This is a genomic window from Kitasatospora sp. MAP5-34, assembly GCF_029894335.1.
Taxonomy (GTDB): domain Bacteria; phylum Actinomycetota; class Actinomycetes; order Streptomycetales; family Streptomycetaceae; genus Kitasatospora.
The window spans coordinates 31,043-50,358 of the sequence record NZ_JARXZC010000046.1; the positions used below are offsets into that span (position 1 = coordinate 31,043).

Sequence of the window (19,316 nt, forward strand, 5' to 3'; positions counted from 1 at the left end):
CCGAGGACGGCGCCGCTTCCGTCCCGCAACTGCGGCAGTTCAGCCGTCCAGCACTGCGGCCCAGGAACAGGGGCCGGGAAGGGCATCGCGGCGGCAGCGCAGACCCCTTGCGTGGCCACCGGCTATCGGTGCCTCGCCCATGACCTCGGCAGCCCGTACGCGGCCGGGCCGTCGGCTCGGGACCGGGATGGCCAGGGGCGACCGAAGGAATGGCCGAGGTGTGCTTGAATGCCCAGCCAGCTGCCGCCCAGGGCCGGTCTTCTCTGCTGGCTGGGAGTTCCGCCGGGACGGAGAGCGAGAGGGCACGGCGCGAGAAGTTCCGGAAGGCGGAAAGGTCGCAGGTCGGGAGGGGGCGGACACTCTCTACGACCATGGCTCAGCCGGAAGGCCACTGGTCAGAGCCTCCTTGGTCACACCGTGCAACAGAATGGAAGAGATCAAAGAATTGCCATCGTGCATTGTTATGTCGAAAATGGCTCAATATGCAATCGGCTCTGATGGTAAGTAGGACGGGTCGATTGGTCTTAACCAATCGGCAGTCTTTCGAACCATCAGGCCCCCTTCGAGCCGACCAGAAAATCCATGCCACCAAAAATCCTGGGCCCAGAATAAAATGCGGCGTACGCGTACGCGTTGCACCCGTTTCAAAATTGGTCTCGACCATTTTTATGGACAATGTCTAATGTGGCCCTCCGTCAGTTCTGAACCCACCATGGTGCCAACTCCCATGCCGCAAAAGGATGGTGACCGTAAGTCCGTTTTTTTTTCTGGTAGAGGTCGGGGGCTCCACCGAGGCGGGTCCGCGTGGACAATCTCTAAACGACGATCTTAAGTCGAAATTTCCCCAATTTTATCGAAATGTGGCGCATTTTAGGTGAGGATGAGTCAGAAGGGCCGAAGGCCGGCGAGGCTCCCAGTTGAGAGGCCATCACCTGATGGTCCGAATCCCCTATGTGCCTCGAAGCTCCGCCGCTCCGGATACTTATGCATCGATCTTCCTAGCCCGAAACCCAGTCGGCGGAAACCCGACGCGACGCTGCTCCGCCAAGCTGCGACGGCTAGGGGGGCAGCCCTGCCCCCTCGCAGCCCCTGCGAATGCTGGGAGGGGGCAGAGGGGGCAACCTCCCACCCTTACCCCCACGTGCGCGCGCGGCAGAGGTGGGATCGCCTGCCCCCTGCCCCCCGCGAAGGGTCACTGCCCGAAAGCGGAAGGTGACCACTCGGACTGGGACCACTTGGACTCCTCGCCGTCCTTCTGGCCTACCTCATCGCCGAACCAATAGCCTCGCGTCCCTCTCCGCTTTCGCGGTGCCATGGTGGGGCTGGTTGGGTCCGTGCTGGCAGCGTCGGCGCGTTCGTAGAAGGTGGCGGCAGCGAGCTGGTGATAGCCGTTGACCTGGGCCCAGTCCACATAACGCGCGTACAGGGCCGTCCGGGGTATCCAGCCTGCTAGTTGCCCGTCGGCGAGGAAGGCCCGAACGGGGTCGGCGATGAGCCGGTAGTCGTCGGTCTCCTGTCGGACGGATTGGGGTGGGTCGAAGCAGTTCCGGGCCATCAGGCGTACGAGGCCGTGGACCGCCAGGACGAGCAGGCCGCGCAGCTCCGACGGGGTGGTGAGCTTGTCGAGCTGGTTCGGGTCGGCCACCCCGGCTGGGAAGTAGCCGGTAAAGGGCAGCACGATCCACCGGCTGAAGAACCCTTCCGTGGTGTCCGCGCTGCGGGGCAGCGCATTGAAGGCGGCGATCAGCAGTGCCCTGCATGTGAATTTGAATGGTTGGCCGTATTTCCGTTCAGCATTGAGTGGGTCTTCCCCGGTGACCTTCTTGAAGTTCTCGGTTGCTTTGAAGATCCTCGGATCGACGTCGCCGACCAGATTAGCGAGCTTGCCGTGCAGTTCGGCGACCATAAAGCGATTCTCGTCAAGACTTTGCGGCGATACCGCAGAGATGTTTGCCCCGCCTGCGAGGGATTTCACGAGTTTCAGGAAGGTTCCTTTTCCGTTCCGGCCTGGCCCATTCAAGAGCACTGCCTTGTTCAGTGGATTCGCGTTGAATAGGGTGTATCCGATAACCTCTTCGATGAACTCCCGGGTGTCGCTAGGAAATACCTCTTCGAGCCATTGTTCGATGGCCGGGCATTTCGCATCTGGGTCCCATTCGACAGGGATTCTGATCGTGCTTGGTATGGCCGGGTCGTGGGGACTAAGTTCTCCTGTTCGCCAGTCGAGTAATCCGTTCGGCAGGTTCAGGAATTGGGTGTCCTGGTTTTCGTCGGTGAACAGTGGCGGTTGACAGCTGAGACTGGCCAGAACGTTTGAGACATGAGTGCGCCGTCCGCGATCACCCAATAGCCGGAAAACGCGTTCGCTGACAATTCGCTCGCCGTTGTCCCGCCAGACGCCTTCGGTGTACGCGTACAGGTGCCCCGTGTAATCGACGGCGATCGGGCCTTCATTTTCGACGGCCGCGACGAGCTTGGTGAGCAGGAGGCCGATTTCCTTTTTGAAGAATCGACTCGGCCTGTTCAGGGGTATACTCGACCTTGGTTGGGTTTGGTTAGTATCAGTGGTCGGGTCTCCTGGCTGGGGCCCGGCCGACCCATGTGCCGTCGTCATGAGCCAGCCCCGTTTGATTCCGGCGAAGCGAGCAGCAGGACGGCGATTCGGGACTTCTGCGCATCGGTCAATGGCGGCGCAGAATTAACCATCTTCTGAATTTGCACTTCTAGGTTGTGCGCACGGAGTTCGGCACGTGCCGCATCGGCTTGCGCTTCATTTCCAACTGACGAATGACCGGCAATGAGGGCAATCAAGTGACGACGGGTAGGATCTAGATCTCGCGACATCGCGGGCTCCCTTACGGAACTCCGCGAGGTCGGCCACTACTCCCCGCCTGGCGGACCGCAGTCAACGCCCTAAGCCTCAGCTACTTGCTGTTCCTGCCAGCCTAGTGCTTCAGATCGCCAGCCGGAAGGGCAGTTTCCCGGCGCGGCCAGCCGTGGTGATCTTCGCGGCCAGGACCGGGTCATTCGGGTCCGGGAGATTCGGCTCAGGGGATATGACTCCCCAGCTCAGGCACCGTGCACATTGCTGCCTTCCGCGTGCGGATATCCATTTCGGACCATCGGGGGTATCGACCAGTGCAGACCAGGACGAGCCGCAATCGCGACATACGGCGCGGACCAATTCACGCATCGGAATCGCCGCCATCGCGCCATTCGATGATGACGGCTTCCAGCGGCTCGAATACGCCGTAGCGGCCCTGCGGCGGCGCCGTGAGCGTCACCGTTGCGAGGAGTCGCAGGATCTCCCGTTGCTGTCCGAGCGGCGCAGCGGACCACGCCTTCCCGACCGCAGCGACATCACCGCTGTCGGCGACACCGTCGAGCGGCGAGACCGCAGCGGTCGCCGCCAGCTCAGCATCTATCGCCGTAATCCTGGCGTCGATGTAGCCCGTGCCAGCAGCGAGCTGCCGGGTACTGGTGATCTCGCCCTTCGCGAAGGCGACTCCGAGGGCATCGCGCCGGGCGAGCAACGTGAGTTTCTCGTCCCGCAGCGAGGCTGTGTCCACGCCGGGCCGATCGGGCGTCAGGAACTCCGCGATGTCGGCCCGTGCCATCCGCGCCACCAGCACCGACGTGACAAAGCCGTCGACCTCGGCGGCCGACCGCACGCAGTGCCCGCCGTGGTGGTAGACGGGTCTTCCGTTACACCGACGGACCTTCGTCGTGTCGCCGTCATCGCAGATGCCGCACCGGTAGATCCCGCTCCCCAGCCAGCGCGGCACACTCCCGGGTGGCGAGCAGCGATGGGCTGGATCGGTGAACCGGTCATTCAGGGCCAGCCGCTGTTCCTCCGTCAGGATCGCGTCGTAGGCGCCCGCCTTGACGATCTCGCCATGGCGCGTCGAGTGGCCGCTGATCCGGGGGTTCGTGATGATCTGCTGGACGGTCCGAGCGGTCCACCTGCCGTTGCCGGTAGAGGTCGGCACGCCGCGCCTGTTCAGGTCAGCCACGATCTGACACATACTCACACCGGACAGCAACTGGCGGGCCCACGACTGGATCAGCGCCGCTTCGTCGGGCCGGGACCGGGCCATGTCGAGGTACGGCACCGCGACTGGCAGCATCCGGTACTCGCCCGCCTCCCGGTCCCAGGTGCGGCGTTCCATCACCTCGACACCGTAGCCGTACGGCCTGCGACCGCCACCGCCGAAGACGCCCTCCTCGGCCTGCCGCTCGCGTGCATCTCCGACCCGGTCGCCCTTGTGCGCGGTCTCCAGGTTCGCGTCGTTGGTCGCCGCCCGCAGCGCGTGTTTACCCCACGACGTGGCGAGGTCGTAGACCGGCGCCGCCATCGTCGTGTGCACCCTAAGGCGCGGCGCGAGTGGCAGGAAGCTCTCCAGCTCCGCCGGATCACGGTGCAGCCGGTCCGGGTGCACCACTAGCAGGTGCTTGACCTTCCCGGCCTTCAGCAGGCTGAGCAGCCGGAGGTACCCCGGACGGTCCTTGCGGCCCGGCCGGTACGCGGACAGGTCGTCGTCGGCGATCACCTCGTCGATGGACAGGCCGTCCTTCGCGGCGAGCCTGCGGAGGTTCTTCTCCTGGGTGTCCACGCCCACACGGGCCCCGGTGCGGTCGGACGACAGACGGCAGTAGATGACGTTCATGGCGGCTCACGCGACCTTCCATCCGGCCGGAAGCTCGACCTCGATGGTTTCCCGGGTGACGTGCACCATTCGGCCCTCACGCGGCACGCCCTGCCGGTCAAGGCAGGAATGGATGGCCGCCTCCATTACCTCGACGCCGGTCGCTCCGACCAGCTTCCCCGCCTCGATGTCCTGCTCGGTGACCTCGATCTCGATCTCGACAGTGCTCATGGTGGCCACCTCCTCACCCCCCAGTGTGCTCCTTCGGCACACCAAACCGTTCGCCGGGAACCCCGCCGCCGTCTGTGTACTGGACGGCCCCGACTGGCCCGACCCGGCCTGGATGCAGCGCGTCGCCGCCGAGCTGAACCTCTCGGAGACCGCCTTCGTCCGCCCGCTCCCGACTGGAGGCGAGGCGGACTGGGGTCTGCGCTGGTTCACCCCCGCCACCGAGGTCAACCTCTGCGGGCACGCGACCCTCGCCACCGTGCACGCGCTGCGCTCGGACGAGCTGCTCGGCGAGGGCTGGGTACGTCTCGCGACCCGCAGCGGTGTCCTGCTCGCCCGGCCCGAACCGGACGGCAGCATCACGCTGGACTTCCCCGCCAACCCGCACCACCCCGTCCCGACCCCGCCCGGCCTGGCAGAGGCCCTCGGCTGCCCGGTGTCCGAGACCTTCGACACCGGGGCACTGGCCGACCTGATGGCGCTGCTCCCGGACGAGAAGTCCGTCCGCACGCTCGCCCCGAACCTCGCGGCGGTCGCCGAACTGCCCACCCGGGGCGTGATCGTCACAGCCCCCGCCGACGACCCGTCGGCCGGGTACCAGTTCGTCTCCCGCTTCTTCGGCCCAGCCTCCGGCATCCCAGAGGACCCGGTCACGGGCAGCGCCCACACCGCGCTCGCCCCCTACTGGGGGAAGCTCCTCGGCACCACCCGGCTGACGGGCTACCAGGCGTCGGCACGCGGCGGCCTGGTGGTCTGCGAGGTGACGGGCGAGCGGGTCCTGCTCTCCGGCAGCGCGGTGACGGTACTGGAGGGATCGCTCAGCCCGTCGGCAGCCAGCTGACGTGCCCGGCGAGCAGCGCGTACCCGACGAAGGCGACGGTGTCGATCAGCGCGTGAGCGACCACCAGCGGCATCACCCGCCCCCAACGGCGGTACAGCAGGCAGAAGACGGCGCCCATCACCATGTTGCCGACCAGCCCGCCGACGCCCTGGTACAGGTGGTACGAGCCGCGCAGCACCGAACTGGTGACGAGGACGGCCGGCCAACTCCAGCCGACCTGCCCGAGCCGCCGGACCAGGTAGCCGAGGACGATCACCTCTTCGAGGATCGCGTTCTGCCAGGCAGAGGCGATCAGTACAGGGATCCGCCACCAGACGTCCGGCAGACCTGACGGCGCGACGGTCAGGTTGACGCCGAACGCCTGCGCACCGAGGTAGAGGGCCAGGCCGGAGCCGCCGATCGCGGCGGCGACGGCCGCGCCCCGCCCGAAGTCACCGAGCTTGCGGCGGAGGTCGAAGCCGAGCACCCGCAGTGAGGTGCCCTCTCGGACCAGCAGGTAGCCGACCAGCACCACCGGCATCAGGCCGCGCAGAATGTAGTAGGTCTGCCAGGCCAGGTCGAGCCAGGGCCGGCCGGGTGCCGCCGAGGCGTTCAGGGTGGCGACCTGCTTGCCGAGCGCGAGCGGCGCGGTGATCGACCCGGCGAAGCTGATCAGGGCGCTGACGCCGCTGGCGCCGAGCGAGAGCCCGAGCACGATCAGCAACTCCACGCCGAGTAGCCGACGGGACGGCGCAGCGGTCTCGGGCTCGGTCGAAACGGTGGTCACCAGGTCTCCAGCACGCGCGGCACGGGCCGGCGAACGGACCTACCGCCGGGCCGATCATCCTTACATACCGAGATGAGCCAGAGCTCTCACCCCACACTGGAGCCGTCACCCCACCGGCCAGGTGTGCACCGGCTCGCCGGTCCGCATGTGCTCCATGTACCGCCGGGTCATGGTCGCGATGGACGCCGCCCGGTCCATGCCGTACTGCTCGCGGAGCCGGTGCACGACGGCGGCCTGCCAGGCCGCGCCGTTGGTCCGCCGCACGCAGCGCTGCTCGATGATGCCGAGGTAGCGGTCCCGGTCCCCCGGCTCGATGCCCCACTCGTCCAGGCCCTGGTACGCGAGCGGGAGCAGCTCGTTCAGTACCAGGTCCGTCACCGGGACGGCGGCGGTGCCGCGCGCCCCCCGGCCGTGCTTGGGCCACTGGAGCACGCTCTCGATGCCGTACCGGGCACCGCTGTGGAAGTTCTCGTCGGCCTGTGCGAAGCCGAGCCTGGTCCAGACCGGCCTGGGCTGCTCGGCGAGCACCCGGACCAGCCCGTAGTAGAACGCGGCGTTGGCCAGCGTGTCGGCGACGGTCGGCCCGGCGGGCAGGCAGCGGTTCTCCACCCTCAGGTGCGGGACGCCGCCGGCGATGTCGTAGACCGGCCGGTTCCAGCGGTAGATGGTGCCGTTGTGCAGCCGCATCTCCGCGAGCTTCGGTACGCCGCCGGAGGCCAGCACCTTGACCGGGTCCTCGTCATCGCAGATCGGCAGCAGGGCGGGGAAGTACCGCAGGTTCTCGGCGAACAGGTCGAGCGCGCTGTCCACCCAGCGCTCGCCGAACCAGGTGATCGGGCGCACGCCCTGGGTCTTGAGCTCCGCCGAACGGGTGTCGCAGGCCTGCTGGAAGAGTACTGGGCGCGTCTCGCGCCAGAGTTCCCGGCCGAACAGGAACGGTGAGTTCGCGCCGAGCGCCACCTGAACGGAGGAGATCGCCTGGGCCGCGTTCCAGACCGACGCGAACCGGTCCGGGGTGACCTGCAGGTGCAGTTGGAGCGAGGTGGCGGCGGCCTCGGCGACCATCGAGACCGACTCGACCGCCAGCCGTTCCACCCCCTCGATGTCGAGCGCGATGTCCTCGCCGCGCGCGGCCAGGATCTGGTCGCTGAGCAGCGTGTACCGGTCGTTGCGGGACATGCTCTCGACGCCGGTGTGGTCCAGGTCGAGCGTCGGCAGGATCCCGACCATCACGATTCTGGCGCCGACCTCGGCGGCCTGCCGGTCGGCGTAGCGCAAACCGGTGTCGATCTCCTCGCGGAGTTCCTCCAGCACATGGCCGGAGAGCCGGTGCGGTGCGATGTTCACCTCGATGTTGAACCGGCCCAGCTCGGTCTGGAAGTCGCTGGAGGCGATCGCGCCGAGCACCTGCTCGTTGCTCATCAGCGGCAGGCCCTGTTCGTCGGCGAGGTTCAGCTCGATCTCCAGGCCCATCATGGCCCTGGGGCGGTCGAACCGCCCCTCTCGCAGCATCCGTTCCAACGCGTCCTGACAGGACTGGAGCTTCCGGCGGTACAGCTGCCGGTCGGAGAGTTCGGCACGCGTCGCCACGACCTTCTCGCCCATGGGTGCCCCTTCACCTAGGTCGACGGTTACTGCATCATGCCCAGCCGGAAGATCGATAGCCCAGCCGCTCGAACGGGTTGGCGACACAACAGATCTGACGATCAGTCAGCAGAATCATCGACTTGCCCGTCGCCACCGAACGTGATATGAAGGTCACCCTGCGCACCTGTTCGAGTAGAATTCGCACTGCGCTCAAGCCCGGTTCCATGCCGCTCCGAGTCCGCTCGTCGACGGCAGGACCCCGCCCGCACCGCGATCATGCCCAACCGGACACGGCCAGGTCCCGTCACGCCAATGCCACGCCGGTATGCCGCACTCGCACGCCGATCTAGCACGGAGAGGCGCCCCGCCATGACTCTGCAGACACCCCAGCCCCCGCCCGCCGCGCTGCGCGCGGTCCTCGCGGCACTCGACTCCGAGACCGCGCTACGCCCGCCCGCCGCCTCCGCCCTGCGCGGCGCAGCGGGCCCGCTGCTGCCGGCGCATCCGCTCGCGGTCCATGTGCTGGAGGGTCCGGGTGCCGAGCTCTCCACGGCGCCGCGCACCGGCTGGCGCTTCCTGATCAAACAGAGCTCGGCCAAGCAGGGCTCGACGGATCAGGGATCGGCCGAGATCACGGCGGCGGCCGAGGTGATCGAGACGCCGGGCGGCTACGCGTTCTCGCACTTCACCGCCGGCCCGTACCTGGACTCGACCGTCCGCGCCCTGCGGCAGGCGTGGCAGCTGGCCCAGGCCTCGCGCACGCGGCACCTGCCGAGGCTGCTGTCGATGCCCCACCACTACGCCACCGCGCTCTGGCTCCACCACCCCGAGGTGGGCCCGGCGACCGACCTGCTGATCCCGCTGGCACCGGCCCCGCTCGGCATCACGGCCCACCGGGTCTACCCGGCCGCCGACCTGCTGGCCCTGCTGGAGCGCACCCACGCCCCGGCGCCGCTGGCGCTCAACATCTCCTGAGCCTCCCTTTCACCCGGACGGACCAGTCCCGCTGACCGGAGTCAGCCGGACGGCACTGACCCGTCCGGACCACCCCGCACCCGTGATCAGCCATCCCAATGGGTGATCACAGGCCCCGACTTGTGGCGCAAATCACCAAATCGCTGCGCGGCGCTCCCAGGAGGCAGACACTGGGAGTCAGCGGCGAGGGCCGGTAGCCCTACCCGCTGAAGCGCCGGTTCACACCCGAACCGGCGGGGAGGCTCCGACCAGTATGGCGGGCGCAAGGGGCGTCCGTGGGGCGGGCCGGGACCGTAAGCGAAGCGAGGGTACGAGCTATGTGCCAGCACCGTCCTGAGTGCCCGTCGGCGGAGTCGGCCGACCGTGAAGCGGCCGTGCCGGTGGCGCGCCACCCCGAACAGGGGTGGAGCCTGCTCTGCAACGGCGTCCTGCTCTTCGAGGACACCGGTGAGCTGCTGCCCGACGGCCGGGTGATCGCCCCGCGCCGTCCGCTGGTCCTGATCGGCTGAGGCAGCGAACACGGGCCGGGACCACGGGGGTCCGGACAGACCGACGGCCCCGGCGGAGAGTCACTCTCCGCCGGGGCCGTCGGCATACCCGCAGGTCAGACGCCCACAGATCAGACGCCTACCGCTCAGACGCCGTAGTCGTCCAGCGGCGGGCAGGAGCAGACCAGGTTGCGGTCGCCGTACGCGCCGTCGATCCGGCTCACCGGCGGCCAGTACTTGTCCGCCGGGTTGACGCCGGCCGGGAAGACGGCCTCCTGGCGCGAGTAGCCGTGCTCCCACTCACCGGCCATGGTCGCGGCGGTGTGCGGGGCGTTGCGCAGCGGGTTGTCGTCCGCCGCCCACTCGCCGGAGCCGACCTTCTCGATCTCCGCGCGGATCTCGATCATCGCGGCGCAGAACCGGTCGATCTCGTACAGGTCCTCGGACTCGGTCGGCTCGATCATCAGCGTGCCGGCCACCGGGAAGGACATGGTCGGGGCGTGGAAGCCGTAGTCGATCAGGCGCTTGGCGATGTCGTCCACGGTCACCCCCGTCTCCTTGGTGAGCGGGCGCAGGTCGATGATGCACTCGTGCGCGACCAGCCCGCCGGGGCCGGTGTAGAGCACCGGGAAGTGCGGGGCGAGGCGCTTGGCGATGTAGTTGGCGTTCAGCACCGCGACCTGGGTCGCGCGGCGCAGGCCCTCGCCGCCCATCAGGCGGACGTACGCCCAGGAGATCGGCAGGATGGCCGCCGAGCCCCACGGCGCCGCCGAGATCGGGCCGACACCGGTGGCCGGGCCGGCCTCGCTCTGCAGCGGGTGGTTCGGCAGGTACGGCGCGAGGTGCGAGCGCACCGCGACCGGGCCGACGCCGGGGCCGCCGCCGCCGTGCGGGATGCAGAAGGTCTTGTGCAGGTTCAGGTGCGAGACGTCCGCGCCGAACTTGCCCGGCTTGGCCAGGCCGACCAGGGCGTTCAGGTTGGCACCGTCGACGTACACCTGGCCGCCGGCCTCGTGGACGGCCGCGCAGATGTCGGTGATCTGGGTCTCGAACACGCCGTGGGTGGACGGGTAGGTGACCATCAGCACGGCGAGCTGGTCGCGGTGCTGGTCGATCTTGGCCTGCAGGTCCTCGACGTCGACGTCACCGTCGGTCAGGGTCTTGACCACGACGACCCGCATGCCGGCCATCACGGCGGAGGCCGCGTTGGTGCCGTGCGCGGACGCCGGGATCAGGCAGACGTCACGCTGGGTGTCGCCGTTGGAGCGGTGGAAGGCGCGGACGGCCAGCAGACCGGCCAGCTCGCCCTGCGAACCGGCGTTCGGCTGGATGGACACCGCGTCGTAGCCTGTGACCTCGACGAGCTGCTGCTCCAGCTGGCGGATCAGCGTGAGGAAGCCCTGCGCCTGGTCGATCGGCGCGAACGGGTGCAGCTGGCCGAACTCGGGCCAGGTGACCGGCTCCATCTCGGTGGTCGCGTTGAGCTTCATGGTGCAGGAGCCCAGCGGGATCATGCCCCGGTCCAGCGCGTAGTCCCGGTCCGACAGGCGGCGCAGGTAGCGCAGCATGGCGGTCTCGGAGCGGTGGCTGTGGAAGACCGGGTGGGTCAGGTACTCGTCCGTGCGGAGCAGCGCGGCGGGCAGCGTGTCGGCGGTCTCGGCCACCTCGGCGCCGATGACGCCGAACGCGGACCAGACGCCGGCCAGGTGCTCGCGGGTGGTGGTCTCGTCGCAGGAGACCGAGATCAGGTCCTCGCCGTCCTGGAAGACGTTGATCCCGTTCTCGCGCGCGGCGGCGGCAACGTCCGCGGCCCGGCCCGGGACGCGGGCGGTGACGGTGTCGAAGAACTCGCCGTGCAGCAGCTCGACGCCCCCGGCACGCAGGCCGACCGCGAGGGCGGCGGCGTAGCGGTGGGTACGGCGGGCGATATCGGCCAGGCCGTCGGGGCCGTGGTAGACGGCGTACATCGAGGCCATCACGGCCAGCAGCACCTGAGCGGTACAGATGTTGCTGGTCGCCTTCTCGCGGCGGATGTGCTGCTCACGGGTCTGCAGCGCCAGGCGGTAGGCGCGGTTGCCGTCCGCGTCGACGGAGACGCCGACCAGGCGGCCGGGCAGGTTGCGGGCGTACTCGGCGCGCACGGCCAGGTAGCCGGCGTGCGGGCCGCCGAAGCCCATCGGGACACCGAAGCGCTGCGAGGTGCCGCAGGCGATGTCGGCGCCGAGCGAGCCCGGCGACTTGAGCAGGGTGAGGGCCAGCAGGTCGGCGGCGACGGCGACGATCGCGCCCAGGCCGTGCGCCTGGTCTATGACGGGGGCCAGGTCGCGGACCGCGCCGGAGGCGCCCGGGTACTGGAGCAGCACACCGAAGACGCCGCGCTCGGCGATCTCGGCCGGGATGCCGGCGGAGAGGTCGGCGACGACCACCTCGACACCGGTCGGCTCGGCGCGGGTCCGGATCACGGCCACGGTCTGCGGCAGCGTGTCGGCGTCGACCAGGAAGACGCCGTTCTTGACCTTGCCGACGCGGCGGGCCAGCGCCATCGCCTCGGCGGCGGCGGTGCCCTCGTCCAGCAGGGAGGAGCCGGAGGTGGCCAGGCCGGTCAGGTCGGAGACCAGGGTCTGGAAGTTGATCAGAGCCTCGAGGCGGCCCTGCGAGATCTCCGGCTGGTACGGGGTGTAGGCGGTGTACCAGGCCGGGTTCTCCAGCACGTTGCGCAGGATCACCGGCGGGGTGAACGTGCCGTAGTAGCCGAGGCCGATCATCGGCTGCAGCACCTGGTTGCGGGAGGCCAGCTCCCGCAGCTCGGCGAGCACCTGGGCCTCGCTGCGGCCGTCCGGGAGGGCGAGCGCGGTGATGCTGCGGATCGCCTCGGGTACGGCGACGGCGGACAGCTCGTCCAGCGAGCCGTAGCCGACATGGGCAAGCATCTTGTCCTGCGCGGCCGCGTCCGGGCCGATGTGGCGGGTCTCGAAGGGGCTGGCCTGCTCAAGCTCGGTGAGCGTCGCGTCGCTGTGGCGACCGGTGGTCGGCTGGGCGTTCATGGGGGTCGAGGCCTCCTGGTCACGGACCGGCGGGGGTACGCACGCCGGATGGGCCCTTGGCCGCTGTGGGGACAGCGGGGGCTCTCCGGGTACGGACCCGACAGGCCTCCCCCTCTGTCATCGGTACCTGAGAGCTTCGCCCGCACGGGATGCCCGGGGGCGGCCCGTCGGCTTGCACCGTCGGTGAAGGTGGTGCCGTCGGCTCCCTCGCCGGCGGTCCTGCCCTACTTTCCAGAGTGACCTATCCCACACGGTACGGATGCCTGAGAGATTCCGGGGAGGAGTTGCTCCTTCGGCGCCCCTGCCCCTTGTTCTCGCGGGGTGGGGACTCTCCCGCGCGGGCTCGGCGGTCGCGCCCAGGGTACCAGCGCAAACCCTCCGGATCACGGGCGCTGTCACGGGCCCCGTCAGGTCGACCGGGACGGATGCGGACGACCCGGACAGCCCAGTCCGCTCCCGTACGGCGGCGCTCGGGTCGCCGCCGTCCGATTGATGGCTTTTCGTATGAGATGGCGGATGGATAGCTCCTCCAGCCGCCCCCTGACGTTGGCAGGAGCACTTGCACTGGAGGACAGCGTGCAGACCGATATCGATCCGCGAGACCTGATCGGACACAAGGCGGTCGACCGGAACGGTGACAAGATCGGCACGGTCGACGAGGTGTATCTCGACGACGCGACCGGTGAGCCCGAATGGGCTGCGGTGCGGACGGGGATCTTCGGCCGGGACGCGTTCGTCCCGCTGACCACCAGCGAGTTCTCGGGCGAGGAACTCAAGGTCCCGTACGACAAGTCGCTGATCAAGGAGTCGCCCGACTTCGGCGTGGGCCAGCATCTCTCGCCCGCCCAGGAACTGCAGCTCTACCGCTACTACGGGCTCGACACCAACAGCGCCGCACCCCCGCCGTCGGCCGGCAACGGGTCCCGGGGCGACCTCGACTTCGGCGCCACCCCGAACGCCGGCACCCAGAACACCACCGTCCAGAACGCCACGATCCAGACCGGCGGTACCCAGAACACCACCGTCCAGAACGGCAGCGTCCAGAACGGCGCCGCCCCGAACGGAGCTCCGCCGATGGCGTTCACCGCCTCCGCCGACCACCAGAAGACCTCCTCCACCCTTGAGAAGCCGATGACCAGCGCACCCACGACCGCCGCCCCCATGGCCAGGCCCACCGAAGCCGACACCCGCAACCTCGGCGCCCCGACCGTCGAACGGCCGGGCATGCCCGCGGCGGCGACCAGTTCCCCGAACGGCCCGGTGGAGATCACCTGCCGCGAGGAGCGCCTGGAGATCACCACCGAGTGGCACACCATCGGCACCGCGACGCTGCGCAAGTACGTCACGACGGAGGCCGTGGAGCGCCGGGTGCCGGTGGTCCGCGAGCGGGTCCGGGTCGAACGGGTCCCGGTCACCGAGGCGGAGCGCGCCTCGCTGAGCGAGCAGGAGATCGCCGACGCGACGGAGGAGGTGACCCTGCGCGAGGAGCGGCCGGTGGTGCACAAGTACCTGGCGCCGATCGAGCGGGTCCGCCTGGTGGTCGAGCGGTACACCGAGGAGGCGCTGATCCGCGAGGATCTCCGCCGCGAGCAGGTCGAGATCCAGGACTCCTCGATGCCCGCCGCGCCGTCGGCACCGGCGACGGCCCAGTCGGCAGGCGGACAGCTGCCGTCCAATGCCCGGCCCGAGCCGCTGCGCCCGTCCTGACGACCGGCTCACGCGTGGCCCTGCCCCCTCGTCAAGGGGTCAGGGCCACGCGTGTTCCAAAGATTCACCGATCGATATTTGACATAGTGAAGTATCTGAGGGCATCGTTACTTCAGTTCGTTTACTTTCGTCCGCCTGAAGCGCTTCGCGCCGGGCGGCCCTGAACTGGAGGAAGAACCCGTGAGTGAGGCACCACAGCCCACCGCCACGGCCTCGAAGCCGAGCAGCGCGCGCGTGCTCCCCGCCCTGGTACTGGCGATGCTGGCGTACAGCGTGGTGCAGACCGCAGTCGTCCCGATCCTGCCGTCGCTGGCCAAGGAGCTGAACGTCTCCGGCTCCAACATCACCTGGCTGATGACGGCCAACCTGCTCTCGGCCGCCGTGCTCACCCCGCTGCTGGGCCGCTTCGGCGACCTGCGCGGGCGCAAGCCGATGCTGATGATCTCGCTGGGCGGCCTGATCGCCGGTTCGGCCCTCGCCGTCAGCACCCACTCCTTCACCCTGCTGGTCATCGCCCGCGTCCTGCAGGGCGCCGGCGGTGGCGTGCTGCCGCTCGCGATCAGCATCGTCCGCGACGAGCTGCCCAAGGAGAAGGTCACCGGCGGCGTCGCCGCGATCTCCGCCTCGATGGGCGTCGGCTCGGGCCTCGGCCTGGTGGCCACCGGCCTGCTGCTGGAGCACTGGAGCTACAAGTCCATCTTCTGGATGGGCCTGATCTTCGGTCTGATCGCCGCCGTCCTGGTCGCCGTGCGCGTCCCGCAGGACCCGGTGGTCGACAAGGAGGGCGGCGCCGACCCGCTCGGCGCGATCACGCTGGCCGGCTGGCTGTCCGCACTGCTGGTCGCCGTCAGCCAGGGCAACGAGTGGGGCTGGACCTCCACCAAGACCCTCGGTCTGTTCGCCGTCGCCGCCGTCGTGGCGCTGGCCTGGATCGTCATCGAGTCCAAGGTCAAGCACCCGCTCGTGGACATGAAGATGATGTCCCGCCCGGCCGTGGCCTTCACCAACATCTCCGGCCTGCTCATCGGCTTCGGGATGTACGGCTCCTTCATGGTGATCAGCAACTTCGCGCAGACCCCGGCGAAGTTCACCCACTACGGCTTCACCGCCACCGTGCTGCACGCCGGCGTGATGCTGCTGCCGTCCGCCGTCGGCTCGATGCTCGCCGCCCCGGTCGGCGCGTTGCTGATCGCCCGTCGCGGACCGCGCCTGCCGCTGGTCCTCGGCGGCGCGCTCGGTGCCGTCTCGATGGCGTACCTGGCCCTGCGGCACAGCGCCGAGGGTGACATCTACACCGCCTCCGCCATCTTCGGCCTCGGTGTCGGCCTCGCCTACGCCGCCATGCCGGCCTACATCAACGGCGCCGTGCCCGCCGAGCAGAGCGGCATCGCCAACGGCATGAACGCCGTGCTGCGCACCGTCGGTGGCGCCATCGGCACCGCCGTGATGGCCGCGATCCTGACCGGCGACACCATCAAGGGCCTGCCCATCCCGCTGCCGACCCTGGACGCGTACAAGCACGCGTTCTGGACGACGGCCGCGATGTGCCTGATCGCCGCCGTGGTGCCGTTCGCCATCCGCCGCATCAAGCCCGCCGCCACCGCCACGGCGGACCAGACCCCCAGCCCCGAGCTGGCCAAGACCGACGCCTGACGAGGCGTCCGCCCTCGCGCCCCGGGACAGGGCGCGAGGGGACTGGACCTCGACGGTCGATGAGGGCATCGCGACCGCCTGAGGCCCAGCCCGACAACCGGCCCCGCAGCTGAAACCAGCTGCGGGGCCGTTGCCGTTCTTGCGGGACGGGGTACGCCGAGGGGCCCGGGGAAGTGCGCGAAACCGGAAGACCGCAGACCGTTGCCTTCCGATCTCGCGCAGTCCTCGCGCCCCTACCTACTGGCGCAGCCACTCGGTGAGCGGCAGCGGCTCCGAGGGCTGGAGCTCCGGATCGTCCACCGCGAAGGTACGGACCCGGCCCACCTCTCCACCGGGCGTCTCGAACCGTACGGTCACCCGGCCGACCCCGCTGCCCTGCACCCAACCGGGGCCGAGCTGAGTGTGCGTCACGTCCTGACCGGGCCACCAGCGCCGGGCGGCCACCGGTACGACTGGCTCGACCGGCTCCTCGACCGGCCCGGGCCCGGACTCCGACTCCGGTTCATGCTCGGGCTCCGCCGCCTCCTCCTCGTGCACCAGTTGGGCGAACAGGTCCTCCTGGGAGAAGTCGGCCAGCTGGGAGACGCCCACCCCGAGCAGCCGGACCCCTCCCGTGGTGTTCACCGCCAGGGCCAGCCGCCGGGCCGTCTCGGAGATCACCGCCGCGTCGTCCGTCGGTGCGCGGAGCGTCTCCGACCTGGTCAGGGTGGAGAAGTCGAACCGGCGCACCTTCAGCACCACCGTCCGGCCCGAGCGCCCGGCCGCGTGCAGCCGGGCGACACAGCGGGCCGCCAGTACGTCCACCTCGTGCAGGATGCGGTCCCGGTCCGCGAGGTCCACCTCGAAGGTGTCCTCCACCGAGACCGACTTGGCGTCCCGGTCCGGCACCACCGGGCGCGAGTCGAAGCCGATCGACATCTGGTGGACGCCCGCGCCGTGTGCCTTCCCGAGGAGTTGCACCAGCTCGCCCTCCCCCGCCTCCGCCAGGTCGGCGACCGTCATCAGCCCGACCCGGTGCAGCACCTGCTCGGTGGCCGGGCCGACCCCGGGCAGCGCACGGACCGGCATCCGGCTCAGCACGGCCCGTTCGGAGCCGATGCCGACCAGCACGAAGCCGTCGGGCTTGGCCTGCTCGGAGGCGATCTTCGCCATCAGCTTGGACCCGGCCGCGCCGACCGACGCCGTCAGGCCCGTCCGCCGCTGGATGTCGGCCCGCAGGTCCTCCGCGATCGCCACCACCAGCTCCGGCCCGCCGGCCGGCCCCGCCGCCGCCAGCGCGGGCCCGTACGGCCCCGCCTCCAGGTCGACGAACGCCTCGTCCAGGCTGAGCGGCTCGACCAGCGGCGAAAGCTCCCGCAGCAGCCCCATCACCGTCTCGCTGACCTGCCGGTACGCGCCGAACCGGCCAGACAGGAAGGCCGCGTTCGGGCAGAGCCGCCGGGCCTGGGCCATCGGCATCGCGGAGTGCACACCGAACTTCCGTGCCTCGTACGAGGCCGTCGACACCACCCCGCGCCCGCCGAGGCCGCCGACCACCACGGGCTTGCCGCGCAGGCTCGGTTTGGCCGCCTGCTCCACCGCAGCGAAGAAGGCGTCCATGTCGAGGTGAATAATGCTCGGAACCGATCGCACCTGCCGATCATGCCGCAGGGGTACGACAATTCCCGGTCAGCGCCGATCAGTGCCGCGCCGCGTCGGCCAGCGCCTCGGCGATACCGGGCTCCTTGGCGCCCAGGAGCGCCGGATCCGGCCGCAGCGAGGCGCTCAGCGCGGCCTTCCCCGCCCCCGGGATCTCCCGCAGACCGCCGTAGTACCAGGTGGCGTCGTGCGGCTCGTCCACACCGACCGCGTACGAGTCGATGCCCGCCGCCTCGCAGAGCGCGAGCGCGCGCCGGACGTGGAAGCCCTGGCTCACCAGCACGGCCCGGTCCACGCCGAAGATCCGCCGGGCCCGGGTGCAGGAGTCCCAAGTGTCGAAGCCCGCGTAGTCGCGCACCACCCGCACGGCGGGCACACCGTGCGCGACCAGGTAGCCGCCCATGGCGTCGGGCTCGTCGTAGGCGACCCGACCGTTGTCGCCGGTCACCAGGATCGCCTGGACCTTGTGCTCCTGAAAGAGCGTCAGCGCCGCGTCCAGCCGGTGCTCGAGGTACGGCGAGGGCTTGCCGTCGACCAGCCCGGCGCCGAACACCACCGCGACCGGCGCGGACGGCGCACTCCCGACCGTACCGACCCGGTCCCCCGCGCTCAGCCAGAGCCAGGCGGGCGGTGCCAGCGCCAGCACGGTCAGCAGGGTCGCCGCCTGGAACGCCCTACGCTGCGCGCGTCTGCCGCGCAGCCGGATCCGAGGTATTCGTACCACTGTGCCCCCGCCTGACTTGCTCGTTCAACCGTCTTGACCGACTCACCTGCCCCGACGACGGCGAAGGCCCGGACGGTTCCCCGTCCGGGCCTCCCGTACGCCTCCGCCACCGGTTCACCCCGCGCGGTTGCGGCGCTGGGCGAGCTCGTCGGAGGGGTCGTGCCCGATCAGGGTCTCGCCGGTGTCCATCCGCTCCGCCTGCAGCCGCCCGAGGGCGGTCTCCAGCTCGTGCCAGACGGCCCCGACGGCGATGCCGAAGACGCCCTGACCGCCCTTCAGCAGATCGACCAGCTGCTGCGGCGAGGTGCACTCGTAAACGGTGGCACCGTCACTCATCAGGGTGAGCCCGGTCAGGTCGGCGGCCTCGACGGACTGCAGATGGGTGACGGCCACCCGGATGTTCTGCAGCGACACCCCGGCGTCCAACAGCCGCTTGACGATCTTCAGCAGCAGGATGTCGTGGAAGCTGTAGAGCCGCTGGCTGCTCGCGGGGTACGCCGAGCGGACGCTCGGCTGCAGCAGCCCGGTGCGCGCCCAGTAGTCCAGCTGGCGGTAGGTGATGCCGGCCGCCGCACAGGCCGTCGGACCCCGGTAGCCGACCAGCCCGGAGGTCGGCGGCAGCCGCTCGATGGCCGGCTGCCCGGCCTGCACGGCCGGGAAACGCCCGACCCGGGGCCGCTCGCCCTCCGGCTGCTCGGGGACGGCGGAGTCCCGCACCGACTCGCGCACCCGCTCCAGCAGGGTGCGTGCGGAGCGCGGGACGTGCACGGAGCACAGGGTTCCAACAGCCGCCTCGTCGCCAATGCCGCTCATGCCAACCTCCGTCCGCTCGTCCGGTGCGCCTTCGTGCGCCATCGGGGCCCAGGTGGAGTAACTCACCGGAGCCACTCCTGACGGTAGGCAGTCGCCCGGGACCCGTCAACGATCGCCACGCCGAGGCTCGGCACCAATATCACTCAGTCGAGTGGTTTTTCGTGCCCCTAGTGTGGGTATGCGGACGGACTTTGGCAAAACCCGAC

15 protein-coding genes and 1 riboswitch are annotated in these 19,316 nt (G+C 69.6%); of the genes, 5 read left to right on the top strand and 10 right to left on the bottom strand.

From position 1 onward, the window contains the following. Positions 1–1,192 precede the first annotated feature (1,192 nt). The 4 genes from P3T29_RS28460 to P3T29_RS28475 form a co-directional block, all read right to left on the bottom strand. A complete protein-coding gene (locus P3T29_RS28460; RefSeq protein WP_280719539.1) occupies positions 1,193–2,614 on the bottom strand; it encodes a phage/plasmid primase, P4 family in 1,422 nt (473 codons plus the stop codon). Then, complete coding sequence (locus P3T29_RS28465; protein WP_280719540.1) at positions 2,611–2,844, bottom strand: hypothetical protein; 234 nt, start codon at positions 2,842–2,844, stop codon at positions 2,611–2,613. The genes P3T29_RS28460 and P3T29_RS28465 overlap by 4 nt, the downstream gene beginning before the upstream one ends. Positions 2,845–3,185: 341 nt before the next feature. Further along, positions 3,186–4,667, bottom strand: a complete 1,482-nt coding sequence (locus P3T29_RS28470; RefSeq protein WP_280719541.1) for a recombinase family protein — start codon at positions 4,665–4,667, stop codon at positions 3,186–3,188. Between the two features lie 6 nt (positions 4,668–4,673). Then, positions 4,674–4,877: a hypothetical protein gene (locus P3T29_RS28475; protein WP_280719542.1), complete on the bottom strand. Its 204-nt coding sequence runs from the start codon at positions 4,875–4,877 to the stop codon at positions 4,674–4,676. On the opposite strand from P3T29_RS28475, the gene P3T29_RS28480 reads away from it, so the two are divergent. Next, entirely contained in the window at positions 4,876–5,715 is an 840-nt protein-coding gene (locus tag P3T29_RS28480) for a PhzF family phenazine biosynthesis protein (protein ID WP_280719543.1), read from the top strand. The genes P3T29_RS28475 and P3T29_RS28480 overlap by 2 nt on opposite strands. On the opposite strand, the gene P3T29_RS28485 is transcribed toward P3T29_RS28480, so the two are convergent. Together P3T29_RS28485 and P3T29_RS28490 are read right to left on the bottom strand one after the other, a co-directional pair. Next, entirely contained in the window at positions 5,693–6,481 is a 789-nt protein-coding gene (locus P3T29_RS28485) for a type II CAAX endopeptidase family protein (protein WP_280719544.1), read from the bottom strand. The two genes, P3T29_RS28480 and P3T29_RS28485, sit on opposite strands and share 23 nt — an antisense overlap. Before the next feature lie 105 nt (positions 6,482–6,586). Beyond that, entirely contained in the window at positions 6,587–8,086 is a 1,500-nt protein-coding gene (locus P3T29_RS28490) for a glutamate-cysteine ligase family protein (RefSeq protein WP_280719545.1), read from the bottom strand. Positions 8,087–8,437: 351 nt separating this feature from the next. Here P3T29_RS28490 and P3T29_RS28495 point away from each other — a divergent pair, with 351 nt between their 5' ends. After that, on the top strand, positions 8,438–9,043 hold the full coding sequence (locus P3T29_RS28495; RefSeq protein ID WP_280719546.1) for a hypothetical protein: 606 nt from the start codon (positions 8,438–8,440) through the stop codon (positions 9,041–9,043). A gap of 317 nt (positions 9,044–9,360) precedes the next feature. Then, a complete protein-coding gene (locus P3T29_RS28500; protein WP_280719547.1) occupies positions 9,361–9,552 on the top strand; it encodes a DUF5999 family protein in 192 nt (63 codons plus the stop codon). 125 nt (positions 9,553–9,677) lie between these two features. Here P3T29_RS28500 and gcvP read toward each other — a convergent pair whose 3' ends face one another. Further along, positions 9,678–12,575, bottom strand: a complete 2,898-nt coding sequence (gene gcvP / locus P3T29_RS28505; RefSeq protein ID WP_280719548.1) for an aminomethyl-transferring glycine dehydrogenase — start codon at positions 12,573–12,575, stop codon at positions 9,678–9,680. A 241-nt stretch (positions 12,576–12,816) separates the two neighbouring features. Beyond that, positions 12,817–12,921, bottom strand: a riboswitch (glycine riboswitch). A 230-nt stretch (positions 12,922–13,151) separates the two neighbouring features. Here gcvP and P3T29_RS28510 point away from each other — a divergent pair. Then, positions 13,152–14,282 (top strand): PRC and DUF2382 domain-containing protein, encoded by a 1,131-nt coding sequence (locus P3T29_RS28510; RefSeq protein ID WP_280719549.1) that lies wholly within the window; start codon positions 13,152–13,154, stop codon positions 14,280–14,282. Between the two features lie 180 nt (positions 14,283–14,462). Next, positions 14,463–15,935, top strand: a complete 1,473-nt coding sequence (locus P3T29_RS28515) for an MFS transporter (protein ID WP_280719550.1) — start codon at positions 14,463–14,465, stop codon at positions 15,933–15,935. Between the two features lie 237 nt (positions 15,936–16,172). Here P3T29_RS28515 and P3T29_RS28520 read toward each other — a convergent pair whose 3' ends face one another. The 3 genes from P3T29_RS28520 to P3T29_RS28530 form a co-directional block, all read right to left on the bottom strand. Beyond that, positions 16,173–17,567 carry a DNA polymerase IV gene (locus P3T29_RS28520; protein ID WP_280719551.1) on the bottom strand — a complete coding sequence of 465 codons (1,395 nt, stop codon included), beginning with the start codon at positions 17,565–17,567 and terminating at the stop codon, positions 16,173–16,175. 46 nt (positions 17,568–17,613) lie between these two features. Beyond that, complete coding sequence (locus P3T29_RS28525; RefSeq protein WP_280719560.1) at positions 17,614–18,288, bottom strand: ElyC/SanA/YdcF family protein; 675 nt, start codon at positions 18,286–18,288, stop codon at positions 17,614–17,616. Between the two features lie 123 nt (positions 18,289–18,411). After that, positions 18,412–19,176 (bottom strand): MerR family transcriptional regulator, encoded by a 765-nt coding sequence (locus tag P3T29_RS28530; protein ID WP_280719552.1) that lies wholly within the window; start codon positions 19,174–19,176, stop codon positions 18,412–18,414. Positions 19,177–19,316 lie beyond the last annotated feature (140 nt).

Coding starts and splice junctions, on each gene's coding strand:
- P3T29_RS28460 (WP_280719539.1), bottom strand. CDS start 2,614: ATGACGACGGCACATGGGTCGGCCGGGCCCCAGCCAGGAGACCCGACC.
- P3T29_RS28465 (WP_280719540.1), bottom strand. CDS start 2,844: ATGTCGCGAGATCTAGATCCTACCCGTCGTCACTTGATTGCCCTCATT.
- P3T29_RS28470 (WP_280719541.1), bottom strand. CDS start 4,667: ATGAACGTCATCTACTGCCGTCTGTCGTCCGACCGCACCGGGGCCCGT.
- P3T29_RS28480 (WP_280719543.1), top strand. CDS start 4,876: ATGGTGGCCACCTCCTCACCCCCCAGTGTGCTCCTTCGGCACACCAAA.
- P3T29_RS28475 (WP_280719542.1), bottom strand. CDS start 4,877: ATGAGCACTGTCGAGATCGAGATCGAGGTCACCGAGCAGGACATCGAG.
- P3T29_RS28490 (WP_280719545.1), bottom strand. CDS start 8,086: ATGGGCGAGAAGGTCGTGGCGACGCGTGCCGAACTCTCCGACCGGCAG.
- P3T29_RS28495 (WP_280719546.1), top strand. CDS start 8,438: ATGACTCTGCAGACACCCCAGCCCCCGCCCGCCGCGCTGCGCGCGGTC.
- P3T29_RS28500 (WP_280719547.1), top strand. CDS start 9,361: ATGTGCCAGCACCGTCCTGAGTGCCCGTCGGCGGAGTCGGCCGACCGT.
- gcvP (WP_280719548.1), bottom strand. CDS start 12,575: ATGAACGCCCAGCCGACCACCGGTCGCCACAGCGACGCGACGCTCACC.